The sequence below is a fragment of the Sorangium sp. So ce295 genome, assembly GCF_051527405.1.
Taxonomy (GTDB): domain Bacteria; phylum Myxococcota_A; class Polyangia; order Polyangiales; family Polyangiaceae; genus Sorangium; species Sorangium cellulosum_B.
The window spans coordinates 13,116,033-13,142,198 of sequence record NZ_CP150324.1 but is presented as its reverse complement, the minus strand read 5'-3'; the positions used below and the strand labels follow the sequence as shown (position 1 = coordinate 13,142,198).

Below are 26,166 nucleotides of genomic sequence, written 5' to 3'. Positions count from 1 at the left end.
CCGCGCCCGCAAGGAGCTCTTCATGGCACGAACGCGCGTTCTCCTGGATCACGACGGCGGCGTCGATGACTACCTCGCGATGCTGCTCCTGTTGACGATGGATCACGTCGATGTCCTCGGCGTCGTCGTCACCCCTGCCGACTGCTACATCGAGCCCGCCGTCAGCGCCACGCGCAAGATCCTCGATCTGGTGGGCCGTCACGACGTGCCCGTCGCCGAGAGCACCGTCCGCGGGCTCAACCCGTTTCCGCCCATCTTCCGGCGCGACGCCTTCTGCATCGACAAGATCCCCGTGCTGAACGAGCGCGAGGAGATCCTCACCCGGCGCGTCCCCGAGGCCGGCCAGGCCTTCATGGCGAGCGCCCTGCGCGCCGTCCCCGAGCCCGTGACGCTCCTCGTGACCGGGCCGCTCACGACCGTCGCCGCCGCGCTCGACATCGATCCTCACATCGAGAGGAACATCCGCGAGATCGTCTGGATGGGCGGCGCGCTCAACGTGCACGGGAACGTGCAGACGGCCTTCGAGAGCGGGCAGGACGGCTCCGCCGAGTGGAACGTCTACTGGGACCCGATCGCCGCCGACCGCATCTGGAAGACCGCCATCCCGATCACCCTCTGTCCGCTGGACATCACGAACCTCGTCCCCGTCACCCAGGCGTTCCTCCGCCGCCTGTCCCGCCAGCGCCGATACCCCCTCTCCGACCTCGCGGGCACCTGCTACGCGCTCGCCGGCCACCAGGACTACTTCGCGTGGGACGTGCTGACGACCTCGTACCTCGGCAAGCCGGAGATGTTCACCCTCCGCGCCTGGGAGACGGAGATCGTCACCGCGGGCCCGTCGCAAGGGCGCACCAGGGTCGTGCCCGGCGGCCGCCCGGTGCAGGCGCTCGACCAGGTGGATCTCGAGCAATTCTACGGATATCTCTTCTCCCAATGGGCGAGGTGACACAGGGCGGCTGGCACAGGTTGACATCGCGGTCATATCCGCGACGCGCGCGGGTGCCCGCGAGGACCTCGCGGCGGTCGCGCGAGTCGCCATCGGCATGGTATCTGCACACGCCCCCGCAAAGCTGACCCGAGTCGGGTCATCGAGGAGGAACTTCAATGCACTATTCTCGCTTCACCGCGTTGACGCTCGCCGTCATGGGAAGCCTGGGCGCTCTCTGCATCTCCCGTCCGAGCTCCGCCTGCACGCCTGTGCCGGACGGGCGCTATGTGTACGACGCCTCGCGCGCCATGCCGCTCGACGGGGTCATCGTGGTCCGGCTCAGCTGCTATTCCAACTGTCCGGAGAGCGCGCCCGTGCTCCTGGTGACGGACAAGATCACGGGCGAGGCCATCAGCGGCACCCTGGAGGAGGTCGCCGAGATCGCCGAGGTGGTCGCCGGCCAGCAAGAGAGCGTGCTCGCCTTTCGCCCCGCGGCCCCGCTCGTCGAAGGCCATACCTACCAGATCGCGCTCGAGGGAGAGCAGCGCGGCACCGTCCCCTGGGAGACCCGGGCCAGCGCAGCTGTCGACATGGACGTGGGCGCCATCCCCGTCGAGACCTGGGTCGCCGTGCAGGAGCGCTGGCGCGGCGAGGCGAGCTGCTGTGTCGCCGACCTGGGCCCAGGGAGCTGCGGTCCGCTAGAGGGCTGCGTGGCCGAGGAAGTGGAGCGATATGTCACTGTCTCCCTCGATCTGACCGGGGAGGAAGACAGCGGCGTGCGCCAGTACGTGCAAATCGTCACCTTCTCGAGCCCGGACGGGAAGGAGCTCGACACGCAGACGTTCTGGGACGGGAACCCGAGCCATACGTACGACGTCGCGGCCACGGAGTACTGCTACCAGATCACCTACAAGAGCCTCATCGACGGCACGACGGTCGAGACGGAGCGCGCCTGCGTTCCGCACGGCGACGCGGGCGCGACGGGCGTCTTCCCGGCCGACCCGGCGCAGATCGCCGCGAACATCGGGGCGTGCTCTTCTCCGCCCCAGGGCTTCGAGGAGGCCTGGTGCAGCGCGAGGGCGGCGTTCTGCGAAGAGGCCCCCCACCTCTGCGCCGACAACGACGTGAGCTCCTGCGAGGCCCCCGATACGGGTGCCGGCGGCTCGGGCGGATCCGGGGCGGGTGGTGGCGGTGACTCTCCGGAGGACCCGGATGGCGATCACGTCAGAGTCGGCTGCTCGGTCGGCGCGGGCAGCGGCGCCTCGTCCGGCTGGGCGCTGCCCGCGATCGGGCTCGCGCTGTCCCTCGCGAGCCGCGCGCGGCGGCGTCGCGACCGCCGCTGAACGGACCCAACGCACCATCGCAGTCGGCCCGGCGCGGCGCGAAGCCTCCCGATCCGGGCAGCGCTACCTGGCCAGATCCGCGCGCAGCGCGTCCGGGCGCTCGCGGATGGTGTCGAGCAAGCTCTGGAAGCCCCGCTCGAACTCTCTCTGGGAGTATTCCTTGCGCGGGTCGGCGGTGACCTGTTCGCTGATCTGCTCGTAGTAGCTGCTGGCGAGCCCTTCGAGATCGGCGCTCTCGTACGCCTCGATGATGCTCTCCACCGCGCCGCGGTAGGCGGTCACGCAGCTTGGGCTCTCCAGGCAGCGCCGGAAGATGAGCCCCGTCGAGATCGCGCCGTTCGGGAAGTCCCCCTGGCGCGCGAGCTCGAACAGGGCGATGTGGGGCTTGCCCGAGTCGCGGAAGGGCTTCATCGAGAGGTCCATCCCCCACGGCAAGAAGACGAACTTCCCGGAAGCGGGGTCGTTGTAGATACGAAAGTTGTTCGGATAAAAGACCGTGTAGGCGTACATATCCCACTGATTCACCGCGGCCTCGGCCGCGGTGAAGCGCAGGAAGTGATCGGTGTCGAGCGAGCCGCCGATGTCCTCGAGGAACGTCGCGCTCTTCGCCGTGTCCACGGCGGCGATCAGCGCAGCGAGGTCCGTGCGGTCGTTCGCGGCCTCGTTGGTCTCGAGATCGAACTTTGCTTCGGCGCCCGGCACGAAGTCGACCTGCCCTTCTTCGTACAGGTTTCCGTCGTTGCTCGCGAACCAGCGCGAGAGGAAGGTCGTGTCCTCGGCTTCGACGTTGGCATACACGCCATAGAACTCGCCGTTGACGTACACGAGCGCGCTGTTGCAGCGCGGGGCGGGCAAGCCGGCGTGGCGGAAGAGGTCGTACGCCAGGCGCTCCGCGAGGAAAGACGGATCTTCGACCATGTTGTTGAGCGTCATGCGCTCGAGGCCGAGGAAGGTCTGGTCGTCCACGAACTCGTCGAACTTGAGCTTGAACGGCGCCTTTTCGTCGAGGCCGCGGAAGCTGCCTTCGCCCTTGATGCGCAGCCCGATGTTCGAAACGGTGATTGTCCCGTAGCGCAGCGTGGCCGAGACGTACTCGTCCTGGAGCGGATCGTCCGGGCCCGACACCTGCTGCAGGGCTTGAACCGACTCCGGGGGCAGCTCGATGTCGAAGCGCGGCAGGTTGGTGCGGTCGTAGATCTCGGCGCTGAGATCAGGACCGCCGCCTGCTCCGCCCGACCCGCGCCCACCCGCCCCCGTCTGGCCCGTCCCGGCGCCGGCCCCTCCGCTCGAGCCCGCCTGGCCCCCGCTGCTGCCCGTCGTCCCGCTGTCGCCGGCGCCAGCGCCGGTTCCGCTGCTCCCCTCTCCCGCTCCGGCCGCTCCAGGTCCCGCGGGCTCGGAGCAAGCGACGACAAGGCCGCACAGGGCCGAGGCTAGCAGTGCTGTCGGCACACAGCCGACGAAGGTCTCGATGCGCATGACGACACACCCAGGGCGAAGAAGAAGGACACCGTTCGTGAAAATGTGTTCGCCTACATGGTCGATGTCAATTCCAATCAACCCGGCCGCGGGGCTCTCCGGGGGCGCCGCGTCGAGAGGAGGTCCCCTCGTTGCATGGCGTGCGGGAGCCGCCGATCGCCGATGAGCACGGACTGGGGTTCCGGGCTATGGTGCGCGACGCCCGCGCGAGAGCTCATGACCACCCCCGCGACCGCCTCAGCACCGATGGGCCCCGGCGCCCCCGCCCTCCGCCCTTACCAGCGCGCCGCCGTCGACGCCGTCCTCGCGGCCCGCAGGCGCGGCGTCCGGCGCATGGTCGTGTGCCTCCCCACCGGCGCTGGCAAGACGGTCATCTTCTCCCATCTCGCCCGCCTCGCCAGGCGGCAGGTCCTCGTCCTCGCCCACCGCGAAGAGCTCCTCTTCCAGGCCAAGGACAAGATCGAGCGCGCCCTCGCCGGACAGGCCACGGTCGCCGTCGAGCAGGGCGAGCTCCGCGCCCCGGCGGACGCGCGCGTCATCGTCTGTTCCATACGCTCCCTCCACGAGAAGCGGCTCGAACAGGTCACCGGCGGCCGCGACATCGGCCTCGTGATCTACGACGAATGCCACCACGCCCCCGCCGACGACAACCGCCGCGTCCTCCGCCAGCTCGGCGCCTTCGACCCCGCGTGGACAGGCACCCTCCTCGGGTTCACCGCCACGACGGCCCGCGGCGACGGCAAAGGCCTCGACGATGTCTTCGAGGCGATCGTCTACAGCCGCTCCCTCACCGAGATGATCGCGGACGGCTACCTCGCCCCCCTCACCGGCTACCGCGTCGCCACCGCCACCGACCTCTCCCCCCTCGACGCCGGCGGACTCGACTTCGCCACGGACGAGCTCGAGGAGGCCGTCGACCTGGAGGAGCGCAACGCGCTCGTCGCCCGCTCCATTCAAGAGCTCGCCCGCGACCGCCGCACCATCGCCTTCTGCGTCACGGTCGCGCACGCCAGGAACCTCTCGAAGGCGCTCAACCACCTCGGCGTCCGATCCGCCTATGTCCACGGCGACATGCCCTCCGACCTCCGCGGCCGGATCCTCGCCGATTTCCGGGAAGAGCGCGTGCAGGTCCTCACCAACGTCGCTGTCCTCACCGAGGGCTTCGACGACCCCGGCGTCTCTTGCATCGCGATGGCCCGCCCCACCCGCTCGGACGGGCTCTATGCCCAGTGCGTCGGGCGCGGCACGCGCCTGCATCCAGGCAAGAAGGATTGCCTGATCCTCGATTTCGTCGACCTCTCCTCGCTCCAGCTGTGCACGCTGCCCTCGCTCTTCGGCATGCCCCGCGACCTCGATCTCGAGGGCAGGGACGCTTCGGAGGCGAGCCGCTTCTTTCGGCAGGTGACCTTCGATTACCCCGGGTTCGAGGTCGAGGCGGGCCGCATCACGCTGCGCGAGATCCAGGAGCGCGCCGCGCACTTCGATCCGCTGAGCCTCCGCGTCGACCCCGAGGTGATGGCCATCTCGCGCAATGCGTGGGCCTCTCTCGGCCGCTTCGGGCTCGCGCTCCATTACGAGAGGAAGCCTGGCACGCTCAGCGAGGTCGTCGTCCTCACCCGCGGCGCTCGCGGGAAGCGGTGGCACGTCCTGCTGGACGGAAGGCAGGTCGAGCGCTTCTCCACCCTCGAAGAGGCGGTGGCCGCGGTCGATTACGAGGTCGCGCGCCGCGGCCCCGCGGCCGGGGCCTCGGCGCGCCACGACGCGGCATGGCGCAGGGCAAAGGCGCCCGTGCCCCTGCCGGCCGAGCCGCCGAGGGGTTATCCCCCGCCGAGCACGATGGAACAGGCGATGATCCTCGCGGTGTGGGCGAGGGTCACAGCGCCGCGCCAGGAGCGCTGACCAGGACCTTCATCGCGAACGCTCAAGATCCCCTCTTGGCGGTCGCCTTCCCCGCCTTCTTCGCTGGCGCCTTCTTGACCGCCTTCTTCGACGGCGCCTTCTTGACCGCCTTCTTCGCCGACGCCTTCTTCACCGCCCTCTTCGCCGGCGCCTCGCCCCGCTTCCGCCGCTCTCCCGGCACCTTCCCGATGCGCGGATCGCCCGCCTCGATGAGCGCGCACGCCCGCAGCGCGGCTTCCTCGAAATCGGGCGCCTCCGCCGGGAGCACCTGCCAGCCTGTCACCCCGCTCCCGAGCACCGCGATGCTTCGCATGCTCGGAAACTCAGGGCGCAGGGCCGCGTGGTGCTCCGCCGTCGTGGCGAGCCAGACGCCGTTGTCCTGCGCGGGCGCGGGCTTGTCGCGCAGGATGAGGACGATCTTGTCCTCTACATAGACCGCCAGGCAGCCGAACATCGGCCGCGTCTCGGGCCCGAGCGGGGCGAGCGCGTCGAGCACGAACTCGTGCGGTACCGGCTTGCGCTTCCTCGCGGCGAACACGTCGTCCGCCGGCGCGACTCGGCTGCTCCCGCTGCGCTTGATCATGGCGACCAGGATAGACGAAGCGGCGGCCGAACGCACCGCCAGGCCGGCGCCCGCACGACGCCCCGAGGAGACCCGAGGGCTCGAGCCCCGCCGAGCGGACCCCGACGCCGCAGCCCGGCGATGCTCCAGCCGCCGTGAGGCTCCGTCGAACCGGACGGGGTTGACACCTGCCCCGACCCGGTGACACTCCACCGGTGGAACATCGGAAGGTCCTGATCTCGGGTGCGAGCATCGCCGGTCCCGCGCTCGCCTTCTGGCTTGCGCGCTACGGATTCCGACCCGTCGTCGTGGAACGCGCCACCGCACTCCGGCTCGGCGGGCAGAACATCGACGTCCAGGGCGCGGCGCGGAAGGTCGTGCGCCTCATGGGGATCGAAGGCGACATCCGAGCCGCCACGACAGGGGAGCTGGGGCTCCGCTTCGTCGACGAACACGACGTGACCAGGGCCGAGTTCCCCGCGGAGACCTCGGACACCGGTGGGTTCACGAAGGAGCTCGAGATCCTCCGCGGTGACCTCGCCAGGATCCTCTACGACCGCACCCGAAACACGACGGAGTACGACTTTGGCGACCAGATCACGGGCCTCCGGGACCACGGCGACCGGGTGACGGTTTCGTTCGAGCATGGCACGGCGCGCGAGTTCGACCTCGTGGTCGCCGCCGATGGCATCCGCTCGCGAACCCGTACGCTCATCGTCGGCGATGAGCCCAGGATTCGCCCGCTCGACCTGTATGCCAGCTACTTCACGATTCCCCGCGGAGCGTCCGACGGCGCCTGGGCTCGCTGGTACCACGCCCCCGGCGGGCGATCGATACTCCTGCGTCCAGACAACACGGGGACCACCCGGGCGTCGCTCTGGTTCCTGTCGCCCCCGCGCGGCTATGAAAGGTTGAGCGTCGCCGAGCAGAAGGCGGTCCTCGCGCGCGTCTATGCCGACGCCGGCTGGGAATCGCCGCGGGTGCTCGCGGCGCTGGCAGACGCCGAGGACGTCTATTTCGACGCGGTCAGCCAGGTCATGGCGCCACGCTGGTCCCACGGTCGCGCCGCGCTGGTGGGTGACGCCGCGTACTGCCCGTCGCCTGTCAGCGGGATGGGCGCGAGCCTCTCTCTCGTCGGCGCTTACGTGCTCGCGGGAGAGCTGTCGCGGCACGCCGGCCATCGAGACGCCTTCGCGGCCTATGAAAAGCTCATGCGCCCCTATGTCGATCTGGCCCAGAAGCTCCCGCCAGGCGTCCCCTGGATCGCGCACCCGAAGTCGAGGCTCGGGGTCTCGCTCCTTCACCGGGTCCTCTGGCTCGCTTCCACTCCCCTGTTGCAGCGCCGTGAGGGGTGGTTCGGCTCCTCCGCGGCCGACAAGATCGAGCTCCCCGATTACTCGAACGGAGGCTGACAGCCGCATGACCCTGGCGGCAGATCTCGCCGCGACTCATGGAGCGAGCGCCGTCCTGTCGAGGTGAGCGAGCGGCCGGCGCTCGCTCAGGCCGCGCCGGCTGCGCGACGGGTGAATCGGTTCTCGGGGCGCGGCAGCCCCAGGTTCTCGCGCAGCGTGCGGCCCTCGTACTCGGTGCGGAAGAGGCCGCGGCGGCGCAGCTCGGGGACCACCAGGGTGATGAAGTCGGTGAGCCCGCCGGGCAGGTGGGGCGGCATCACGTTGAAGCCGTCGGCGGCGTCGTTCAACAGCCACTCTTCCATCAGGTCGGCGATGGTCTCCGGCGTGCCCACGAGCTGCTTGTGCCCGCGCGCGCCGGCGATCCGGAGGTAGAGCTGGCGGATGGTGAGGTTTTCCCGCCGCGCGATATCGAGGAGGAGGGCCTGGCGGCTCTTGCCGCCGTTGCTGGCGGGGAGCTCCGGGATCGGTCCGTCGACAGGGTACTTCGAGAGGTCGAATCCCCCGATCATCCCCGACAGCAGCGCGAGCCCCACGGTCGGATGGACCAGGTCCTGGAGGGCGTCGAACTTCGCCTGCGCCTCGGCCTGGGTGCGCCCGACGACGGGGAAGAGGCTTGCTCCGTGACCGACGAGAGGGCGGACAGCAGGGTAATGGGCTCGAAGGCCGCGGCGCGGGCGCTCCGGGACAGGGAAGCAAGATCGGACGCCCCTCCCCAGACGGCGGCGCTGTCGGCGAGGAAGACGGCATCGAACTTGGCTTCCTCGGCGGCCTGGGCGACCCGCTTGTAGTGCTTGAAGCTGTGACCTCCATCGGCGTGCGCGTCGGGGTGCCGCCAGGCCGCGACGTGGTGACCGGTGGCGGGGATGAACGCGCCGAGTCGAAGCTGCTTGCGGGGTGAGCTCATGAGAAGGGTCCTGGGGCTGGGTCGTGAAGAGGTCAGCCGCCGCGGGCCCGTGGCGGGACGGCAGGCTCGGTCGGCCCTGGTGGAGCCACCTTCCGGGAGTCTGGGCAAGCGTCGTGCCGGTGCAGGTGCGCCTGAGAGTCCACCGGGCGGCGCGACGAGAGCCCGTGGGGAAGCACAGGTGCTGCGGAGGTACTTCCGGGGCAACACCTGACAAATCCCCTCAATTTGCGCCACGCGAGGAGCGATGAGTCGAGCACCCCGGCGGCTCGCGGCTCAGGCTCCGCGGCGTGGGACGTGGCTCTGGCGTCACTAGAGAGCGCCACGACGGGCGAGGCGCGACCAGGCCATGCTATCTCATGAGCGGAAACTTCGACGGAGGAATCAGGGCCACGAGCCGCAGCAATGGTTCTTCGGGCGATCCATCGGGGCACGCGGCGGCGGGTAATTTCGAGCGCGCTCCAACCGCCGCGATCCGCATAGCGACTGTCCCATCCTACGGCCCGGCCGCATACGGTGTTTGGCGTACATAGCCCCGCGAACCCCCTCCTGGCGACGATCCTGAACACAAGCTTACCTTGGGGCAGGGCTGGCCCTCACTCCCCAACGTGAAGAGCCTCCGTGCTGGCGCAGACCGGAACTCCAGGTAATCTTCTCCTCTCGTGGTCGGGCGACCGGCGAGGTTTATGCCGATGGCGTACGCCGTGTCACCGCGCCAGTACGGAACATAACGCTCGAGGAAAAGGTCGAACGAAATGGATCTCCAGACTGAGCCAGGTGGCCTGAACCATCAGGCATGGCAAAACTTCTGTGCTCTGGTCCGCCGGGGCGCTGGCGTCTCGGACGAAGCGCAGGCCGACAGCAGCGGCGTCCCGCCGCCTACCTGCGCTGACGCTGCGTTCCTGATGGGCCTCGTTGACCACCACCAGAGCAATATCGTGCCGTTCTTGGTCGAGCGCGGTGGCATAGCAGGCAAGTCGGTGCTCGATTTCGGCTCCGGCACGGGCGGGCTCTCGCTCGCGATGATCGGGGCCGGCGCCGCCGCCGTCACGGGCGTCGAGCCGAACCTCCTCAATCACGAGGCGAGCGACTGGCGCAGGCGCGCCCATCGCGTGGACGACCGCGTCCGCTTCCATTACGTACCGGACACCTCCCGGCTCCCGTTCCGGAACGACAGCTTCGACATCTGCGTCTGCAACTCCGTCATGCAATACGTCCCCGATCGCCATCTGCGCCGGGTGTTGCTCACCGAGATGTACCGCGTGGTGAAGCCTGGCGGCAATATCATCGTCTCGGGCTCCGGCAATGGCATCTTCCCCTGCGGCCCCCACACCACCCGCTGGTGGTCCAACCTCGCGCCGGACCGCGCGGCGCGGCTCGGCCACAAGCGCGGCATCACCTTCTGGGAGGTCCAACGCACCCTCGCCCCTCTGGGCGCCACGCTCATCCCCCCTGCCGGCCGCGATGACCGCGCGCTCGCCCGCTGGCGCCAGCGCGAGGGCACGCGAGCCCTCGCGGGCAGGCGTGGTGGCGCTCATCAGCTCGTCTTCGCGGCGTATTCGTTATGCGAGGCTACCTTGTGCCGCTGGCTGGACACGCCCATCGAGGCCTTCCTGCCCTACGTCGAGATCGCATTCCGCAAGGATCCCCCTCGCACCGCCAGGGCAGCGTAGTACTACAGTTGTACTTAAGGCGGCCGAGCACCACGGCGCCGGTAGTGACCGCTGCGCACCAGCGCCTGATGATGTCACCGCTACCAGGACCAGCGCAGGACCGCGTCGGGATCAGCCGGCGCGGTCCACTGCAACGTGCCGCGCTTGGCGAGTGGCGAGCACGAGCTGTACGCCATCAACGATGGCATCCGCTCAGGACGGCACTCTATCCGTCGCTGCCCGAGCTGCGGTTTTCAGGTAAATTGAGTGAAATCTATCAAAATGGAGTCGGTGAAAAAAAAGTTGGCAACCAGATCCGCTCCGCTGTAGAATTCCATGTAAGCACCCGATTGCCGCGGGAGGGGGGGGTGTGCCTTTGCGTAGATAGACTGTTGAGTTAGCGACGCTTTTCCAGGAGGGTGGGCGGCTCGCGCAAGGTTCTCTATGCCAACCGGCGCGAGCAACGCGGCTGAACGATGAGACGGCAGCTACGAGGAGCTTCACTTTCGGATCGCGTTTGGATTTCCTAGCCTCTGAAGGCCTTAGCAGGATCGCTGCCGTACCGCGGCTACACGGCCATAGACACGTACTTGTCCTCGGCTCTGCCTGCGACAGATACCCGAGGTGCACACAGCCGGGTCGTCGCCGTCAGGTGCACTCTGTACCGCAAGGACATTGGCATCGTGGGATACGGGCTTATCAGCCGCGAGACACACCGCCGGCTCGCCGGCTTCGGCGCGAATGTCTACTGCCACCATCGGACAAGGTACCCGAACAGCATCGAGAAGACGCTCTGAACGAGCCATCGATCGATGCACGAGTTGTTCGCAGGCCGTGATGCTATTTTCGTGTAGCTGCCCCTGACGCAGAACACCGCTGGATTGGTGTCGCCGCGGGTTCTGCAGGAAGCGAAGCACAACTTTCGTGATTCGCGGTCTGTTCTCGGCGAAAGAGACGGACCAGTACCGGGAGAACTGCGAGCAGTTCATGACGGACGCCCGTCGCATTCGCGCGCGGATCATCACCAAGTCCATGCGCGATTATGTCCATCCTAGATCGCATGACCACCTGGAGCGGACCGCCAGGATCTACCAGTACTTCCACAATCACCAGGATGACTTCATTGGCCGTCTTCTCGGTCGGGCCATCACGATCCGCGATGAGATCGAAAGCGCGTGGCTCAGCGACCCAATCTACCGCAACGAGAAAGGCACTCTGCACGACTATGTGATCGTCACCCAATACTACAGCAACCGGGGGAATGCTCTCGCAACATAGGGATTACGATGGTCCGGCGCCGCTGCCGCTGATTCAGTTCTGGGTCGCCCTATCGGAACCGGGGAAGGACTACGAAGGCGGCAACTTGGTCGTCTATTCGAAGGACGGGACGCGGCGAAGGGTCGAAGCGGATCTCGGCTTGCGCAGGGGGGATGCGCTGATCTTCGACAAGACGCTGCTGCACGAAGTGGAGCTGACGCAAATTCCGGCCGATGGCGCTGCGCGTGGCAGGTGGACGGTGCTCATCGGCGCAAGGGCGCCGCGCGATAGCGTTTTCAGCGCGACAAAGAAGAAGGCTCTATATGGTCCGCCTCTGTATCCGCTGGTTGCGCTCGGGACAACAATGTTCAAGCGCATGCGCTCCAACGCTGCGCCGAGTTGACCATTTCATGCGATTGAATTCGCTCGCCCTCAGTCATTTATCGCCGAATAGCGAACGGTCGGGCTACGGCATTTTTGTCCTCAACCGTCTTCGTGCGATTTCACGACCGCGAAATGCGAAGGTTATTGCGATGGCCCAGTGCCCGCATGGGCGACGAGAGCGGCGACGTGGGAATGAGCCTCGTCGCGCGTGAAGTGGCGGTGGGGCGCCCCGGTCCGGCCTCGATGCGGGCCGGGGCGCGCCGTCGTCAGCTCAGGGAGCGAGCGCTGTCTTGTCGAGGTGCCCGAAGTCCCAGGCCACGGAGGAGCCAGGACCGTAGTCGACCGTCATCGGCTCCTGCGCGGCGAGGCGGTCGAAGGCGGCGCGCGGGAGCAGGAATTGAACGGTGTGGAGATCGCCGTTCGGATGGCGAGCCGCGGTGCTTCGCTCGGCGCCGACGGTGAGCACCAGGTTGGTCGCGCGGAGGTCGAAGAACTCGGCGCTCGTGAGCGTGAGCTCGACAGCGTCGGACCCGCTGATCCTCACGCTCTGGATGGCGTTGCCCGCCGTGATCCGCCGCGCCTCGGGCCTGCTCGTGCCTGCGGCGCGCGCGAGGGAGCTCGGCGGCGCCGCGCTCGACGCAACGGAGGCGAGCTGCCCCGAAGCGGCCAGCGCCTCGGTGGTGGCACGGGTCGCGCGGATGTTCGCCAGGTACAGGCTGCTTCCGTCGAGCGGGGTGGTGAAGGTCAGACGAACCCCGCGCACCGACGCGAGCGTGGCGCCGCTGAACGCGGACAGCGGAATGCGCGCGGTCGGCAGCGTGGTGCCGCCGCGCGGCGGCGGACCGAGATCCAGGAACTCATCGATGGCGACGGCGCTCGACCGGGTATCGTCGGCGTTCACGAGCTCCACGAGGAACGACGCCTCGGTCGGGTCGGAGCTCCAGCTGCGGTCGGCGCGAAGATCGAGGGTGTCGTACCCCGTGAGATCGAAGCCCGTGCCTGCGGCGGACCAGTTCGACTGGAAGAACGTCGCGCTGCCCGCGGCCACGTCGTGGATCCAGGCGCCCGAGAGCGAAGGGTCGTGCCCGCTCAAGGGCGTGTGCTCCACCGAGAGGGTGCCGCCGGTCGTGTTCGGCAGTCCGTAGGAGCTCGTGCCTGTCGGATTGATGAAATCCTCGAGCATCAGGCTGTCGGCGGAGCCGCCGCCCGGGTGATAGCCGCGGCGGACGCGGTACGGGACGTCCGGAAAGGGGAAGGCGGGGTCGAACAGGGCGTTCGCGGCCTCGTCGCGCTCCGCGCCCACGTTGGCGGTGAAGAACTGAACGGCCGCCAGGCGACCCGTCTCGCGCTGCGCCGGCGAGCCGTGCTCCAGCGGATCGAAGAGCTCCTCATGGTCGATACAACCCGTGATCCCGCCGCTGTTCCCGTCCGCGAGCTGCCACTCGCTGTTGTAGTAATTGTGATTGGCGCCCCACACATGATAGAAGGACTTGGAGAGGGGCTCCGGTTCGGCGATGCTCATCATGCGATCGAACGGGCGCATCCCGGGCAGATCGCTCAGGTCCCAGTCGCAGGCCGGAAGGATCACGTTCCAGGCCGTCTGGTCAGCGTTGAGGTGCTGGCCGTTCTGGCCCTGATCGGTCGGGCCGATCTCGAAGATCCCGCGGATGCTCACGGGGCTCTCTATCAGCGCAGGCCAGGGGCTGCCGCTCCGGCGGTACTCGTTGTAGGCGAACCGCACGGCCTCGCCGCCGCGCGAGTGCCCCAGCAAGCCCACCTGGTCGAAATCGATGCGATCGAGCAGATCCACGCCGAGCTCCGGGGGCGTCGGCTCGGCGCCGCTGTCCCAGCGGCTCAGCCGCTCCAGGTGGCGGAGCAGCAGGCGTCCGCGCGGCCCGATGACGAACTCGTCGCTGGGCGAGCCCGACGCGGCATGGATACCCCGGTTCGTGTTGATGGACACGACGAAATAGCCGCGCGCGGCGAGGTCCGCGGCCATGTAGTCGTAGCCGCGATGGTTGGGGACGACGACGTAGTTCGCCGGGCACGTCCCCGTCGCGGCATACTGGTTGTTGTTGTCCGTGCGAGGATTCACGCCCGTGCCGCACGTGGGGTGATTCCCGTGCATGAACACGAGCAGCGGATACTGCTTGCCGGCCTCGAGGCTCGTCGGGCGGTAGAAGGACGCCCAGAGCTCGGTCGCGTAGTCAGGGCTGACCATCGCGTCGATCGCGGCCGGGAACTTGTACTCCGCGATCGCCACGCCGCTGCCCATCGGCGGCAGGTCGCTGCTCACCGACAGCACGACCGGCTCGATCCCCGGGCTCGGGATGCTGGCGCAGAACCCGAACTGGCGGCTGCCCGACGGGGGGATCGCCGCATTGCTGCCTTGGGGCGTGACCGTGATCTGACCCGTGCTCCCGCTGAACGTGCCATCCCAGGACGAGAAGATGGCGCCCGGGCCGACGTCGAGCGCGACGCTCCACGTCCCCGTCGTGGCGCTCGGGTGCTGGTTGCTCACCACGATGTGCGCGCAGTACCCCTGACCCCACTGCGAATCGATCACGCGATCCGCGCTGATCCCGTTCGCGCCCTGAAGCGCGGCCTGCGATGTGCCGATCGGCTCTGTCGAGCCGTCGCCGCATGCCGGCAGCAGCGCCAGCGCTGCTGCCGCCGCCCACGTGTTCCATCTGCTCTGGAAGCTGAAGTTGTGCATGGTTCTTACCCAAGTTGGTGATGAAGCGTCCGATCGTCGCGCCTCGTTCGGCAGGGCGACGAACCACCCCGTGCGTCACGACGAGCTGCTGACACTCGAACCGATCTAGCGTCCGGATTCATGACCTGGCAAGCGCCGGGGATGACCCGATGCGCATGCGCGATGCCGTGATTCAGCCGTGATGCCGGGGCTCACACCGGACGACGCACGCCGCGCGCTCGTGCCGGCGCGGCGGGCGGTCGGTCTCGGTGCGACGAACGCTATTGGCAAACAAAGGAGCCCTGTCAAGCTCAGCAGTGCAAAATCATTTGTCCCATCGCCGGACGGCCGATGGCGGCGCATTGCATAGTCGCTCTTCGACCCGTGCGCCAGTAGGGTTCTTCCGGACTTCAGCACGGATCCTCGTGCGCTTGGCGTACCACCTGCCACGTCGCAGGGTCATGGGGCCACCCCGTCGCAGGGTCATGGGGCCAGGGGGAGACGCCGTGATCGGTCTCGACCATGCCCGAGACCGCGAAGCGTGTCGAGGTCCCCGGAGCCGGGCGCGCAGCGACCGGCGACGTCTCTCTTTTCGCAGGGTCATGGGGCCACCCAGGCCCCCGTGTAGAACCCGGCAGGGTCCGCGACGCTCAGGACCAGGCAGGTTCACCCCGCCCCCGGCAGCACCAGCGGTCCTATCGACGAGGGTGGGCGAGGCACACCGATCGGAGCGAGGGGTCAGAGGCGCGGCCCCGGGCTCGACGTCCTCGCCGGGGCCGCAGCGGTCATCGCCGCCTGCTGCGTGGGTGGGTGGGCGGCTTGCTGCGCGCGGGCACCGGCGCGGCCGTGGTGCTCTCGTCGAGCTTCGGCTTGAGCCGCGGTCTGTACGACTCCCCGTCGATGATGAAGTCGAACGCCGCGTTCTTGAACCGATCGACGGCGCTCTGCGCGAGCAGCACGTCGTCGAACATCGCGAGCCACTCGGCCGTGTCGCGATTGCTCGTGACGATCATCGAAGCGTTGCCTGTGCGTTCGAGAAAGAGCTGGTACACGTCGCGGCTCTCTTCTTTGTTCATCGCCTCGAGCGCGAAGTCGTCGAGGATGAGCAGGTCGACGGTCGTGAGCGCGACCATCTCGGCGTCGCGTGAGTTGTCGAGTCTGCTCTGGCGCAGCCTGCGCAGCATCGCGTCCGCGCGCAAGAAGCGCACGCTGTAGCCGTGCTGGCACGCGAGGTGTCCGAGCGCGTTCGCGAGGTAGGTCTTGCCCACGCCGACAGAGCCGAGGATGACGATGTGCTTGTGCTCTTCGAGGAAGCGTAGGCTCGTGAACCCGCCGAGCAGACGCTTGTCGAAGCTGACCTTCGCCGTCTTGTCCCAGAGCTCCAGGCGCATGGCCGGATCGAGCCCGGCGTCGCGTACGCGGCTCTCCGTCGCGCTGGCCTCGCGACGCGCGATCTCGTCGGTGAGCAGCATGAGCAACAGCTCCTCGTGTCCCATCGACTGCTTTTCGGCGACCAGGAGACGCTCGCGCAGCGTCGCCGCGATGCGGCCGAGGCGAAGGCGCTTGAGCGCCGTGATGAGCGCAGGGTCGACTTCGCTCGCGCTCATCACGAGTCCTCCTTGGTCGCGGCAGCCGCCGGCGTGCGCGTCGCGAAGTGCTCCGTGCTACGCGCGAACCGCGGCGCGGGCAGCGCAACGACGGTGCGCTGGCCCGTGGACGGTGACGCCGGCGTCTTCGCCGTCTCGAGCATGCGGGCCACGCGCTGCACGTCGACGACATCGAACGCGAGCGCGCTCTGGCAGATCGCCTCGACGCGCCCGTTACCGAACTTCTTGCACAGACGCAGCAGCGCATAGACCAGCCGCATGCGCGTCCAGGGCAAGGGCACCGCGAGCAGCCGCTCGGCGTAGACCCCGACATGCACTCCGCACGTCTTCGCACTCGCGATGAGGGAGGCGACGTCGCGCACCGCCGCGACGTCCTTGCCCATGGGGTAGTCGCTCGGATCGGTGGAGCGCTTCCCCGGCGCGACGCGCGCGTGCACCTTCACGAGCTCCGTACCGGCGTAGAGCCTCACCGAGGCGCGGTCGGCGCGGACGCGCACCGTGCTGCCGACGTAGCGGGTGGGCACGCTGTAGAGCGACCGGAGCACCTGCACGTGATGATCGGGGTGCACCTTCGCGTCGGTCCAGTACGGCACGTCGAACGGTGCTGCCGGCGCCGGCTTCATGGCGCTCCTCTCGCGCGCCTCGAACACCTCACGCGGCACCTCGCGCGTCGTGCCGTGGACGCGCGCGCCGGCGACGTCGCGGCACCACCGCTCAGCCGACACGCGCGCGTCGTCGAGGCTCGTGAACGACTCGCCGTCGAACCAGCTCTCCCGCACGTAGGCGACCTGATTCTCGACACGTGCCTTGTCTCTCGGCGACCTGACACGCGCGGCATCCACGAACAGCCCGCGCGTCTGAGCGTAGTCGAGGAAGGCCGGCACGAGCACGGGGGCGAGCTCGTCAGCGCGCAGCACGATGGCCTTCATGTTGTCCGGGATGATCACGCGCGCCATCGCGTCGAAGAACCGCCACGCCGCATCCAGGCCCGCGCACACCGCCTCGGTGGTCTGCTCGAACGACGGCCACACGAACTGGTAGCGGCTGTACACGAGCGTCACCACGAGCACCCACAGGTTGCGAGCTCGCTGCGTCGCCGGATCGAACAGCTTGCCCATGAGGCCGAAGTCGACCTGCGCGACCTCCCCGGGCTCGGTATCAGCGACACGAACCGTCGGCGTCTTCTTGCGCCACGCGAGCTCCTCCTTGGCGAAGCGCCAGAGGGTGTCGTAGCTCGCGGTGACGCCGTGGTCGCGCTGAAGCAGCGTGTGGATTTTCCGCAGCTTCAGCGGGCGAGATTGGGCGAGCCAGGCCTCGATACGCATGCGATGCGCGTCGACCTGCTTCCTCTCGTCGCTCGCGTCGGGCACCGGGCGCGCCTGCACGCGCTGGGCGATCGCGTGAATCTCCTCGTCCGTCGGCTCGCGGTCGCGCGGCAGTGGCAGCGTCGCTGCGGCCTCGAAGTACCTGCCGACCGTCTTGCGATCGAACCCCGTCTCGCGCGCCACCTGACGCGCGCTTTGCCCCGCCGCACGACGGCGGAGCATTTCCTTGATGTCAACCATGATCAGCTCTCGGTAGGGCATCGGGCTCCTTCCGACGGCGACCCGCGCCGTCGTCGGAAGGAGCCCGTCTCAGATCCCGACCGCGGCGTCCCGAGCTGGCCCCATGACCCTGCGAAAAACCTCGGAAGCTGGCCCCATGACCCTGCGAAAAACTGGGTCACGCCCCCGCGCGGGTGGCCCCATCCTCCTGCGATTGGGGTGGCCCCATGACCCTGCGAAAAACGCCGTCAGGTGGCCCCATGAGCCTGCGAACTGGCACCACCCACCCTCGGCGATATGGATCCATGTGCCAGGAGCGATTCGTGGTTTAATTTCGAAAACTATCGTGTGAAGTAATGTAAAGGAGCATGAAATTCATTGCGTCCGGGCGTCTGCCAGCGGCGCGACGCGCCGTGAAGGGGCGAGGCCGCGACGGGGCTCGGCGCTCGCCGTCCCCGCACCGGTCCGTCAACCAGGAGCCTGGAGATCGAACACTCCATCACGGGCCCGTTGTCGCCTATGCTGCCGGAGCCATGGCGATCGGCGGCATCAACCACGTGACCCTCGCGGTTCGAGATCTCGACCGCGCCGTGCAGTTCTACGTCCAGGTGCTCGGCGGAACGCGGCGAGCGCAGTGGGCCAGGGGCGCGTACCTCGAGCTGGGAACGCTCTGGCTCTGTCTGGAGCTCGACGCGCGCGCCGCGCGGCAGGCCGACGACTCGCACCTCGCCTTCTCGGTCGATGCAGAGGGCTTCGCCTCCCTGGGCGAGGCCGTTCGCCTGAGCGGGGCCCGGATCTGGAAAGAGAACCGCTCCGAAGGGGCATCGCTCTACTTCGAGGACCCGGACGGCCACAAGCTCGAGATCCACGTCGGCGACCTCCGGACGCGCATTACGTCCTGCCGCGAGAAGCCCTATGAAGGGATGGAGTTCTTCGACGACGGAGAGAGCGAGGCGCCGGCGCGCTGAGCGATCACCACGTGGCGCTCGGCATCGTCGAGGTACAGAAGGAGACGTCGCGCGGATCACGCTGGCAAAAGCAGGGCTGAAGGACAGGGGGAGGTCTGCTGTCGTGAGCCGTCACGCGCTCGGAGACGGGCGCGGCGCCGGCCAGAGTCGGACGAGGAGCGCGCTGGCCGCCGCCGACGAGGCGAGGGCCGTCACCGCCAGCCAGCCCCACCGGGCGAAGAGCACGCTGCCCAGCGCGGCGCCGGCGGCCATCCCGACGAACATGCCGACGACGAGCACGGCGTTGACACGGCTGCGCGCGCCGGGCTCGATGCCATAAACGATGGTCTGATGCGCCACCAGCGCGGCCTGGATGCCGAGGTCGAAGGCGACGGCGCTGGCGCCGAGCAGCCACAGCCGTCCATGCGCCGACAGCATGGGTGACAGCGCCATGGCGGCGAAGGCCACGAACGAGAGGGCGGCGCCCATGCGCGTCACCCGTTCGGGCCCGCTGCGGTCGGCGATGCGGCCGGCCAGGGGCGCCGCCACCGCGCCGGCCGCCCCGGCCAGGCCGAAGGCGCCCGCCACCGCGCTGCCGAGGTGGAACGGCCCGCCGTGCAGCATCACGGCGAGCGTGGACCAGAACGCGCTGAACCCCACCGACAGCAGCCCCTGGGCCATCGTCGCGCGGCGCAGGGCGCCGTGGCGCTTCCACAGCGCGGCCAGGGACCCGAGCAGCGCGGCGTAGCTCAGCTGCGTGGTCGGCTCGAAGCGCGGCAGGCTGCGCCACATCGCCGCGCCGAGCAGGGCGATGCTGGCCGCGGCGGCGACGAACACCGCGCGCCAGCCGAAATTCTCCGCCACGAAGCCGCTGATCACGCGGGACAGCAGGATGCCCAGCAAGAGGCCGGTCATCACGGTGCCGACCACCTTGCCCCGATGCGCCTCCGGGGCCAGCGTCGCGGCGGCGGGCACGATGTCCTGCGCCAGGGTCGCGGCCAGGCCGGTGACCAGGCTGGCGACCAGCAGCGTGCCGATCGCGTGCGCGGCGCCGCCAAGCAGCAGCGCGGCGGCCAGAAGGGCAGCCTTGGCCAGGATGATGCGCCGCCGGTCGTAGCGGTCGCCGAGCGGCGCAAGCAGCAGGATGCCCAGCGCATAGCCCAGCTGGGTGAGCGTGGGCACGAGGCCGAGCGCGCGGTCGGAGGCGCCGATCTCGGCCCCCAGCACGCCGAGCATGGGCTGGCTGTAGTAGATCGAGGCCACGGCCAGGCCCGCGCCGGTGGCCAGCAGCAGCACCAGGGCGGCGGGCAGGGGCGGCGCGGACGCGGCGGGCGGCGGCTGGGTGGCGGGGGGTGTATGCGTCAACTGAATGGCGTGCATGGTACACCGAGTATGGGAAGCGTCGCTCCAGCGCTGTAGTGGCATGGAGCGCACGATGGTTATACGGTTGACGTATGACCAGGCCGGCACCCCCCTCGCCCTCGTCGCTGGACGACATCGGCTTGCTGCAGACGTTCGTGAGGATCGTCGAGGCCGGCAGCCTGTCGGCCGCGGCCACGCTGCTGGGCACGACGCAGCCCACCGTGAGCCGGCGCTTGCAGGCGCTGGAGCGCTCGCTGGGCCTGCCGTTGCTGCAGCGCTCCACGCACACGATGAAGCTGACCGAGGACGGCGAACGGTGCTTCGAGCGCGCCAAGGCGCTGCTGACCAGCCTGGAGGCGTTCGCGTCGGACATGCGAGGCGACCGCGACCAGCCCGACGGGACGCTTCGCGTGGTCGTGCCGCACGCGTTCGGCCAGCACCAGCTGGTCAAGCCGCTTGCCGACTACCTGCGCCGCTACCCGCGCGTCTCGGTCGAGTGGCTGCTGCACGACGGGCAGCCGAACTTCATCGCCGACGGCATCGACTGCGCGATCCTGGTCGGCGCGGTGGCCGATCCGGCCGTGGTGGCGATCCGCCTGACCGAGGTGCCGCGCATCGTGGCCGCCGCGCCCTCGGTGCTGGGCCGGGCCGCGCGGCCGGCTCATCCATCGGATCTGGCCGACATGCCGTGGCTGGCGTTGCGCACCTACTACCGCGACACGATCACGCTGACCCGCGCGTCGGGCGATGAACGGGTCGAGCTCGCGATCCGCCCGCGCATGAGCACCGACAGCCTGTATGCCCTGCGCAGCGCCGCGCTGATGGGGCTGGGCGTCTGCGTGGCCTCGTCCTGGCTGTTGACCGACGACCTGGCGCAGAAGCGGCTGCTGCACCTCGCGCCGTCGTGGCAGGCGGATCCGCTGCCGGTCCACCTGGTCTATCCTCATGCCCGCTTCTATCCGGCCCGGCTGCGTCGCTTCATCGAGGTGATGCGGGCGTCCGTGCCGGCGGTTGTCGACGGCGCGGACAGCGCAGGAGGAAACCCTTGATCCCGTTCAGCGAACTCCACGCAAGGCTCGAGGTCGAGGGGCCGCACGCGCTCACCGAGGATTCGAGTCTCTCCGCCACCGCTGCGACCAGGCTCGTCATGGACGCGATCCGGCTCTCCGCGCACGTGCTGGCCGGCGATCCGGGGGCGCTCGCGGCCCAGCTCCGCGGTCGCTTGCTCGGGTGCCCCCTGCCCGAGGTCGAGGCGCTGCTGGAGCAGGCCACGCAGGCGGCGAAATCTCCCCAGCTGTTGCCCATGACGCGCAACCTCACCCCTCCCGGCGGACCGCTGCTCCGCACCCTGACCGGCCACTCGGGAGCGGTTCACTCGGTCGCGCTCACGCCGGACGGCCGCAGGATCGTCTCCGGATCGAGCGACCACACCGTCAAGGTCTGGGACCTCGCGAGCGGCGCCGAGATCATGACCCTGACCGGCCACGGCGATGCAGTGAAAGCGGTGGCCGTCACGCCGGACGGGCTCGGCGTCCTCTCGGGCTCGACCGATGGCACGTTGACGCTCTGGGACCTCCAGTCCGGCGCCGAGCGCTGGGCATTCCCGGGGCTCTGCCCGGTCGAGGCCGTGGCCGTGACCCCCGATGGAGAGCGCGCGCTCATCGCCCAGGAGGACGAGATCCTGAAGGTCGTCCGCCTGCGCGACGGGGTGGAAGAGCACGCGCTCGAAGGCCACGTAAAAGCGGAGGAGAACGCCTGGTTCCCCAACGTGACCCGCGCGGTGGCGATCACGCCCGATGGGCAGCGGGCCGTGTCCGCCTCGGAGGACAGGTCGTTGATCCTCTGGGATCTCGCGCGCGGCACGGCGGTTCGCGCCCTCTGGGGTCACACGAGCTGGGTGACCGCGGTGGCCATCACGCCCGGCGGAGCGCGGGCGATCTCCGGCGGGGGAGACGGGCTCAAGGTGTGGGAGCTCGCGACCGGCGAGATCGCCTGCGACTTTCCGAGCGATGGTCGGAGAATCAACGATCTCGCCGTGATGCCGGACGAACGCCATGTCATCTCCGCAGGCTTCGACTTTGGGGAAGACGGAGGCGATTGGCTCTTCCGCATCATCCGGCTCGCCGACGGCTCGGAGGTGCGGGCGCTCGACGGCCACGCGGATGAGATCAACGGCGTCGCCATTTCGCCCGACGGACAGCGCGTCGTCTCTGCCTCCGGCGACGGTACGCTCAAGATCTGGGATCTGAGCCGTGACGGTCATCCGGTCGAGGACCTCTTGAGAGGCGCTCGCCGAGGCCACACGCGCGCTGTCTCCGCGATCGCCGTGCTCCCTGGTGGCCAGCGGGCGATCTCCGCGTCCATCGACCACACGATCAAGCGCTGGGATCTCCAGAGCTGCCGCGAAGAGCGCGCCATGAGGCATGAGCCCGCCCTTCCGACGTGGAACATGTCGGAGTTCGACTCGGCGCTCCTGGTCATCGATCGCGACGGCAAGCGGATGTTCTCCGCCATCGAGGGCCCGTCGCTCACCGCGTGGGACATCGCGTCTGGCGAGCGCCTCTGGCACGCCGAGGGCTCCGAGTTCGTGGTGGCTCGGCTGGCCATCACCCCCGATGGATCGAAGCTGATCGTCCAGCATGCGCACGAAGATCACATCCGGGTGCTCGACTCGGGCGAGGGCGAGCAGCTGCGCGCGCTGGGCCCGACCTGGGGTCAAGCGGGCACCATGGTCGTGACGCCCGATGGACGGCGTCTCGTTGTCGCGTCCTGGCACACCATCGAAGTCTGGGACATCGCGAAGGGCCTGCAGCTGTCGAGCTTGACCCCATCCACGGGCAAGGCCTGGACGGTGGCGGTGACGCGCGACGGGCGTCGTGTGCTGGCGAGCGGGATGACCCCGGACATCCACGTCTTCGATCTCGAGAGCGGGGCCGAGATCGGCGTGCTCAGGGCGCACACGGGCCTCGTACAGGCCCTCGCGCCCACCGACGACGGCCGGCTCCTGGTCTCTGCTTCCAGGGATCGCACCGTCCGCGTCTGGGACCTCCGTCGGCTCGCCCTCGTCGCGACGTTCACCGGCGACGCCCCGTTCTATGCCTGCGCCGCTTCCTCCGACGGCTCCACGATCGTCGCCGGCGATGTGCTGGGCGAGGTCCATTTCCTGCGCTTTCAGCCAGAGCGACCCGCAGAGACACCGGCCGGCGCCCCCGCGGCGCGGCCGCCCTGCTAACCTGGTCACGACGCGCGACGCTGACGAGCGGGGCTCGTGCCCTCAATGACGAGGCGCTCCTGCTGCAGTCGGAGAGCGCCGCGATCTCCTGGAAGGACAGCTCATCCGCAACGCGAAAGCCCGGCGCGGATCCAGCCGCGGAGAGGATGTCGGCGGACCAGCGGGCTTGACACCCGCCTCTACCCGGCGACACTCGAGCTAACCTGCTACAACAACCCGAGTACCGCCTCACACGACCGAACCGCCACGGAGGAATCCAGAACGTGGGAAGCTGGAGCGTCGTGGGTGTTCTAGGATGTTCGGCCGCTCCGAGAGGTTCGCCCCATGTCCAAGCTTCGCCTTGTAGCGCACGTTGGTCCCCTGCGGGGTGAGCCTGGCACTCGCCACACCATGGGCACGCTCGGAGGCGCAGGCCACCTCATGCCATTGGCTGAAGTCGTCTTGATGGAGGTCCTCGACGATGGACCAGCGCTCCTCTATCGCTTCACACGGGATGGCGTCTTCGCTGGCGACACATGGCACGAATGCCGCGAGAACGCTGAAGACCAGCTAGAGTACGAGGTTGGCGATGCCGTCGGCGCGTGGACTGCTGTGCCTTTGGACGTGGAGGATGCCCAGGCATACGCGGTCAACTGGGCACAGCGCACGCATCCAGAACGCTGACCGTACACCGCTGACGCGGAGCGCTCGCACGATGTCGTCGAGGTCCTGTGCGGGCGAGGCAGCACGATGCCGCCGACCCGTCGGGCCGCAGTGAGCGTCCGCGCCGCCGTCTCCGGCGCTATCCTTCCCGCGTGACGCCCCGACCCGTCTTCGTCGATCAGGCCCTGTCCGCCCGGCTGGAGGCCACCGAGGCGGCGAAAATCGAGGCGCTCGCGCGCGAGGTCGCCGCACGGGTCCCGGCGCGGCGCGCCGCCGTCGCCGTTATCGCCGGCGGTCGCGCCGCGTTCGTCGCCCCGCACGCCCGGCTCTCGCGCGCGGTCGGCCTCGGGTTGAGCGGCCCGGTCGAGGCGCGCGACGTCGAGGCGCTCGAGGACTTCTACGCCTCGCGCGGCACCGCGGCGCGCATCCTGGTCTCGCCCTTTGCCCACCCTTCGCTGCTCGCGCGGCTCGGGGAGCGCGGCTTCCGCCTGGACTCGCTCGACACCGTGCTCGTGCGCCGGCTCGCCCCCGCGGTCGAGGTCCACGCGCCCGAGCCGGCCGCGCACGGCGGCCTGGTCGTGCGGCGCGCCGCGCGTGAGGAGGCCTCGACGTGGGTCGCGGCCTCGCTCTCCGCCTTCGCCATACCGGGTGAGCCTCCGTCCGATCGGACCGACGTCTTCGAGGCGGGCTTCCACGTGCCCGGGGCGGCGTACTTCCTGGCATCGTCAACCGCCGGCGCCGTCGCCGGCGTCGGCGCGGTCTACGTGCACGAGCGCGTCGCCCTCCTGTTCGCGGGCGGGACACTCGCGGCCCACCGCGGCCGGGGCGTGCAGCGCGCCCTCATCGACGCCCGCCTCCTGTACGCCCGCGACGCCGGGTGCGACATCGCCTACTCGGTCGCCGACGCGGGGAGCACCTCGCAGCGTAACCTGGAGCGCGCGGGCCTCGTGGCCATCTACTCGCAGGCGACGCTCATCAAGTCCTTCGCCTGAGCGCCGTCTTCGGGGGTAGCCTCCCGGCAGATCCTACCGATCGCGAAGAGTGGACCGCATGCCGAAGCTTCACGAGATCCGAGCGGACTATGACGCGGAGACCATCGTCATGTACCAGGCCTACGCGCCGGCCATCGCCGAGCCTGCGCTCGCTGCCCAGCGCTTCGTCGCCCCGTTCTCGTTCGGTCGCATGACCTGGATCAAGCCGTCGTTTCTCTGGCTCATGCACCGCAGCAACTGGGGGCGCAAGGCCGGGCAGGAGCGGATCCTCGCCGTCCGCATCCGGCGGACGGGCTGGGAGCAGGCGCTCTCCCTCGCCGTCCTCACCTCGCCGGAAGCGACGGTGTTTCGCTCGCCGGACGAGTGGAGCAAGGCGTTTGCCGAAGCCAAGGTCCACATTCAATGGGACACCGAGCGCAACCTGCGAGGCGGCCCGCTGCCTTGCTACAGCATCCAGGTCGGCGTCGGCCGCGATCTCATTCGCGAGTACGCAGAGAGCTGGGTCGTCGCCATCGAGGACCGAACTCCCCTGGTCCGGAAGATGTACCAGCAGATTCAGGCCGGCCACGCGGACAGCGCGGCGAAGTTGCTGCCGCGCGAGAGGCCCTACGCCGTTGACGAGAGGATCGCCAGGCGGCTGCTCATCGACCCATGACGCGCCATCGACGAACTGACTCATCGAGCGGACGGGAGAGGCGGATGGACTGGCGAGCGGAGCTCCAGATCTTGATCGACGCGGGTATCACGATTGCCCCCGGTCTGACGGAATCCGAGATCGACCGGGCCGAGTCCGTCATCGGCGCAAGGTTTCCGCCTGATCTGCGCTCCTTTCTCTCGGAGGGGCTCCCGGCTGGCGGGCGCTTTCCCGACTGGCGGGAGCCACACTCGACGGAGATTCGCCGGCGGCTCGACTGGCCCTTCGAAGGCATCGCGTTCGACATCGAGCACAACGTCTTCTGGTTGGACGCATGGGGCGCTCGTCCTCCGGAGCTACCAGAAGCGTTGCAGATCGCTCGGGCCGCGGTCGCAGAGGCGCCCCGCCTGATTCCCGTCGCGGGCCACCGCTACATTCCGGCGGAGCCGGCGCTCGCCGGAAACCCCGTCTTCTCGGTCTACCAGACCGACATCATTTGCTACGGCAGCGATCTCGCGACGTACCTGCGCCGCGAATTTCGCCGACCGTCTCCCGTCGACGCCGCGAGCGGAGACATGCGCAGGATCCGGTTCTGGAGCGAGCTCGTGGATGCCAATGGATAGGGGGCCGCCAACGCCGGACGGCATGATATTTCAACAGCCGGATGTACTGGCTGTTCATCCACGAACATGGGTCC

The 26,166-nt window shown here is 68.9% G+C and carries 22 protein-coding genes and 1 pseudogene; 15 read left to right on the top strand and 8 right to left on the bottom strand.

Annotation, left to right across the window (positions count from 1 at the left end):
- The first annotated feature begins 22 nt into the window (after nucleotides 1–22).
- Both WMF11_RS49665 and WMF11_RS49660 read left to right on the top strand, forming a co-directional pair.
- Nucleotides 23–946: a nucleoside hydrolase gene (locus WMF11_RS49665; RefSeq protein ID WP_437906047.1), complete on the top strand. Its 924-nt coding sequence runs from the start codon at nucleotides 23–25 to the stop codon at nucleotides 944–946.
- Between the two features lie 158 nt (nucleotides 947–1,104).
- The gene (locus WMF11_RS49660; RefSeq protein WP_437975757.1) at nucleotides 1,105–2,271 is read left to right on the top strand and encodes a hypothetical protein; all 1,167 of its coding nucleotides are present in this window, start codon (nucleotides 1,105–1,107) and stop codon (nucleotides 2,269–2,271) included.
- Nucleotides 2,272–2,334: 63 nt separating this feature from the next.
- Here WMF11_RS49660 and WMF11_RS49655 read toward each other — a convergent pair whose 3' ends face one another.
- Nucleotides 2,335–3,747, bottom strand: coding sequence for a CotH kinase family protein (locus WMF11_RS49655; RefSeq protein WP_437975756.1), 1,413 nt, complete (start codon nucleotides 3,745–3,747; stop codon nucleotides 2,335–2,337).
- Nucleotides 3,748–3,963: 216 nt separating this feature from the next.
- Between WMF11_RS49655 and WMF11_RS49650 the strand changes: the two genes are divergently transcribed.
- The gene (locus WMF11_RS49650; RefSeq protein ID WP_437975755.1) at nucleotides 3,964–5,646 is read left to right on the top strand and encodes a DEAD/DEAH box helicase; all 1,683 of its coding nucleotides are present in this window, start codon (nucleotides 3,964–3,966) and stop codon (nucleotides 5,644–5,646) included.
- Between the two features lie 22 nt (nucleotides 5,647–5,668).
- On the opposite strand, the gene WMF11_RS49645 is transcribed toward WMF11_RS49650, so the two are convergent.
- A complete protein-coding gene (locus WMF11_RS49645) occupies nucleotides 5,669–6,229 on the bottom strand; it encodes a hypothetical protein (RefSeq protein WP_437975754.1) in 561 nt (186 codons plus the stop codon).
- A gap of 194 nt (nucleotides 6,230–6,423) precedes the next feature.
- On the opposite strand from WMF11_RS49645, the gene WMF11_RS49640 reads away from it, so the two are divergent.
- On the top strand, nucleotides 6,424–7,620 hold the full coding sequence (locus WMF11_RS49640) for an FAD-dependent monooxygenase (protein WP_437975753.1): 1,197 nt from the start codon (nucleotides 6,424–6,426) through the stop codon (nucleotides 7,618–7,620).
- 86 nt (nucleotides 7,621–7,706) lie between these two features.
- Here WMF11_RS49640 and WMF11_RS49635 read toward each other — a convergent pair.
- Nucleotides 7,707–8,231: pseudogene (locus WMF11_RS49635) on the bottom strand (nitrilotriacetate monooxygenase); the annotation flags it as partial.
- On the bottom strand, nucleotides 8,126–8,524 hold the full coding sequence (locus tag WMF11_RS49630) for an LLM class flavin-dependent oxidoreductase (RefSeq protein WP_437979431.1): 399 nt from the start codon (nucleotides 8,522–8,524) through the stop codon (nucleotides 8,126–8,128). The pseudogene WMF11_RS49635 and the gene WMF11_RS49630, both read right to left, overlap by 106 nt.
- 752 nt (nucleotides 8,525–9,276) lie before the next feature.
- On the opposite strand from WMF11_RS49630, the gene WMF11_RS49625 reads away from it, so the two are divergent.
- The 4 genes from WMF11_RS49625 to WMF11_RS49610 all read left to right on the top strand — a co-directional run bounded on the left by WMF11_RS49625 (nucleotide 9,277) and on the right by WMF11_RS49610 (nucleotide 11,833).
- Nucleotides 9,277–10,194, top strand: coding sequence for a class I SAM-dependent methyltransferase (locus tag WMF11_RS49625; RefSeq protein WP_437975752.1), 918 nt, complete (start codon nucleotides 9,277–9,279; stop codon nucleotides 10,192–10,194).
- A 569-nt stretch (nucleotides 10,195–10,763) separates the two neighbouring features.
- Nucleotides 10,764–10,970, top strand: coding sequence for an NAD(P)-dependent oxidoreductase (locus WMF11_RS49620; protein ID WP_437975751.1), 207 nt, complete (start codon nucleotides 10,764–10,766; stop codon nucleotides 10,968–10,970).
- A 127-nt stretch (nucleotides 10,971–11,097) separates the two neighbouring features.
- Complete coding sequence (locus tag WMF11_RS49615; RefSeq protein WP_437975750.1) at nucleotides 11,098–11,451, top strand: hypothetical protein; 354 nt, start codon at nucleotides 11,098–11,100, stop codon at nucleotides 11,449–11,451.
- Nucleotides 11,435–11,833, top strand: coding sequence for a 2OG-Fe(II) oxygenase (locus WMF11_RS49610; protein WP_437975749.1), 399 nt, complete (start codon nucleotides 11,435–11,437; stop codon nucleotides 11,831–11,833). The genes WMF11_RS49615 and WMF11_RS49610 overlap by 17 nt, the downstream gene beginning before the upstream one ends.
- Before the next feature lie 252 nt (nucleotides 11,834–12,085).
- Here the strand turns inward: WMF11_RS49610 and WMF11_RS49605 are convergent, their stop codons facing one another.
- From WMF11_RS49605 to istA, 3 genes are all read right to left on the bottom strand, one after another.
- Nucleotides 12,086–14,530: a cellulose binding domain-containing protein gene (locus WMF11_RS49605; RefSeq protein WP_437975748.1), complete on the bottom strand. Its 2,445-nt coding sequence runs from the start codon at nucleotides 14,528–14,530 to the stop codon at nucleotides 12,086–12,088.
- Between the two features lie 764 nt (nucleotides 14,531–15,294).
- Entirely contained in the window at nucleotides 15,295–16,116 is an 822-nt protein-coding gene (locus tag WMF11_RS49600; protein ID WP_437975131.1) for an ATP-binding protein, read from the bottom strand.
- A complete protein-coding gene (gene istA, locus WMF11_RS49595; RefSeq protein ID WP_437975132.1) occupies nucleotides 16,116–17,702 on the bottom strand; it encodes an IS21 family transposase in 1,587 nt (528 codons plus the stop codon). The genes WMF11_RS49600 and istA overlap by 1 nt, the downstream gene beginning before the upstream one ends.
- Nucleotides 17,703–18,193: 491 nt before the next feature.
- Between istA and WMF11_RS49590 the strand changes: the two genes are divergently transcribed.
- Complete coding sequence (locus WMF11_RS49590) at nucleotides 18,194–18,628, top strand: fosfomycin resistance glutathione transferase (RefSeq protein WP_437975747.1); 435 nt, start codon at nucleotides 18,194–18,196, stop codon at nucleotides 18,626–18,628.
- Between the two features lie 111 nt (nucleotides 18,629–18,739).
- Here the strand turns inward: WMF11_RS49590 and WMF11_RS49585 are convergent, their stop codons facing one another.
- The gene (locus WMF11_RS49585) at nucleotides 18,740–19,987 is read right to left on the bottom strand and encodes an MFS transporter (protein ID WP_437975746.1); all 1,248 of its coding nucleotides are present in this window, start codon (nucleotides 19,985–19,987) and stop codon (nucleotides 18,740–18,742) included.
- A 74-nt stretch (nucleotides 19,988–20,061) separates the two neighbouring features.
- Between WMF11_RS49585 and WMF11_RS49580 the strand changes: the two genes are divergently transcribed.
- From WMF11_RS49580 to WMF11_RS49555, 6 genes are all read left to right on the top strand, one after another.
- Nucleotides 20,062–21,018: a LysR family transcriptional regulator gene (locus WMF11_RS49580; RefSeq protein WP_437975745.1), complete on the top strand. Its 957-nt coding sequence runs from the start codon at nucleotides 20,062–20,064 to the stop codon at nucleotides 21,016–21,018.
- Nucleotides 21,015–23,201: a WD40 repeat domain-containing protein gene (locus tag WMF11_RS49575; RefSeq protein ID WP_437975744.1), complete on the top strand. Its 2,187-nt coding sequence runs from the start codon at nucleotides 21,015–21,017 to the stop codon at nucleotides 23,199–23,201. Before WMF11_RS49580 ends, WMF11_RS49575 begins: the two co-directional genes overlap by 4 nt.
- Before the next feature lie 390 nt (nucleotides 23,202–23,591).
- Nucleotides 23,592–23,864, top strand: coding sequence for a hypothetical protein (locus WMF11_RS49570; RefSeq protein WP_437975743.1), 273 nt, complete (start codon nucleotides 23,592–23,594; stop codon nucleotides 23,862–23,864).
- A gap of 131 nt (nucleotides 23,865–23,995) precedes the next feature.
- Nucleotides 23,996–24,835 carry an N-acetyltransferase gene (locus WMF11_RS49565; protein ID WP_437975742.1) on the top strand — a complete coding sequence of 280 codons (840 nt, stop codon included), beginning with the start codon at nucleotides 23,996–23,998 and terminating at the stop codon, nucleotides 24,833–24,835.
- Between the two features lie 58 nt (nucleotides 24,836–24,893).
- Complete coding sequence (locus WMF11_RS49560; RefSeq protein ID WP_437975741.1) at nucleotides 24,894–25,490, top strand: DUF4291 domain-containing protein; 597 nt, start codon at nucleotides 24,894–24,896, stop codon at nucleotides 25,488–25,490.
- A 71-nt stretch (nucleotides 25,491–25,561) separates the two neighbouring features.
- Entirely contained in the window at nucleotides 25,562–26,092 is a 531-nt protein-coding gene (locus WMF11_RS49555; RefSeq protein WP_437975740.1) for an SMI1/KNR4 family protein, read from the top strand.
- Nucleotides 26,093–26,166: the final 74 nt, after the last annotated feature.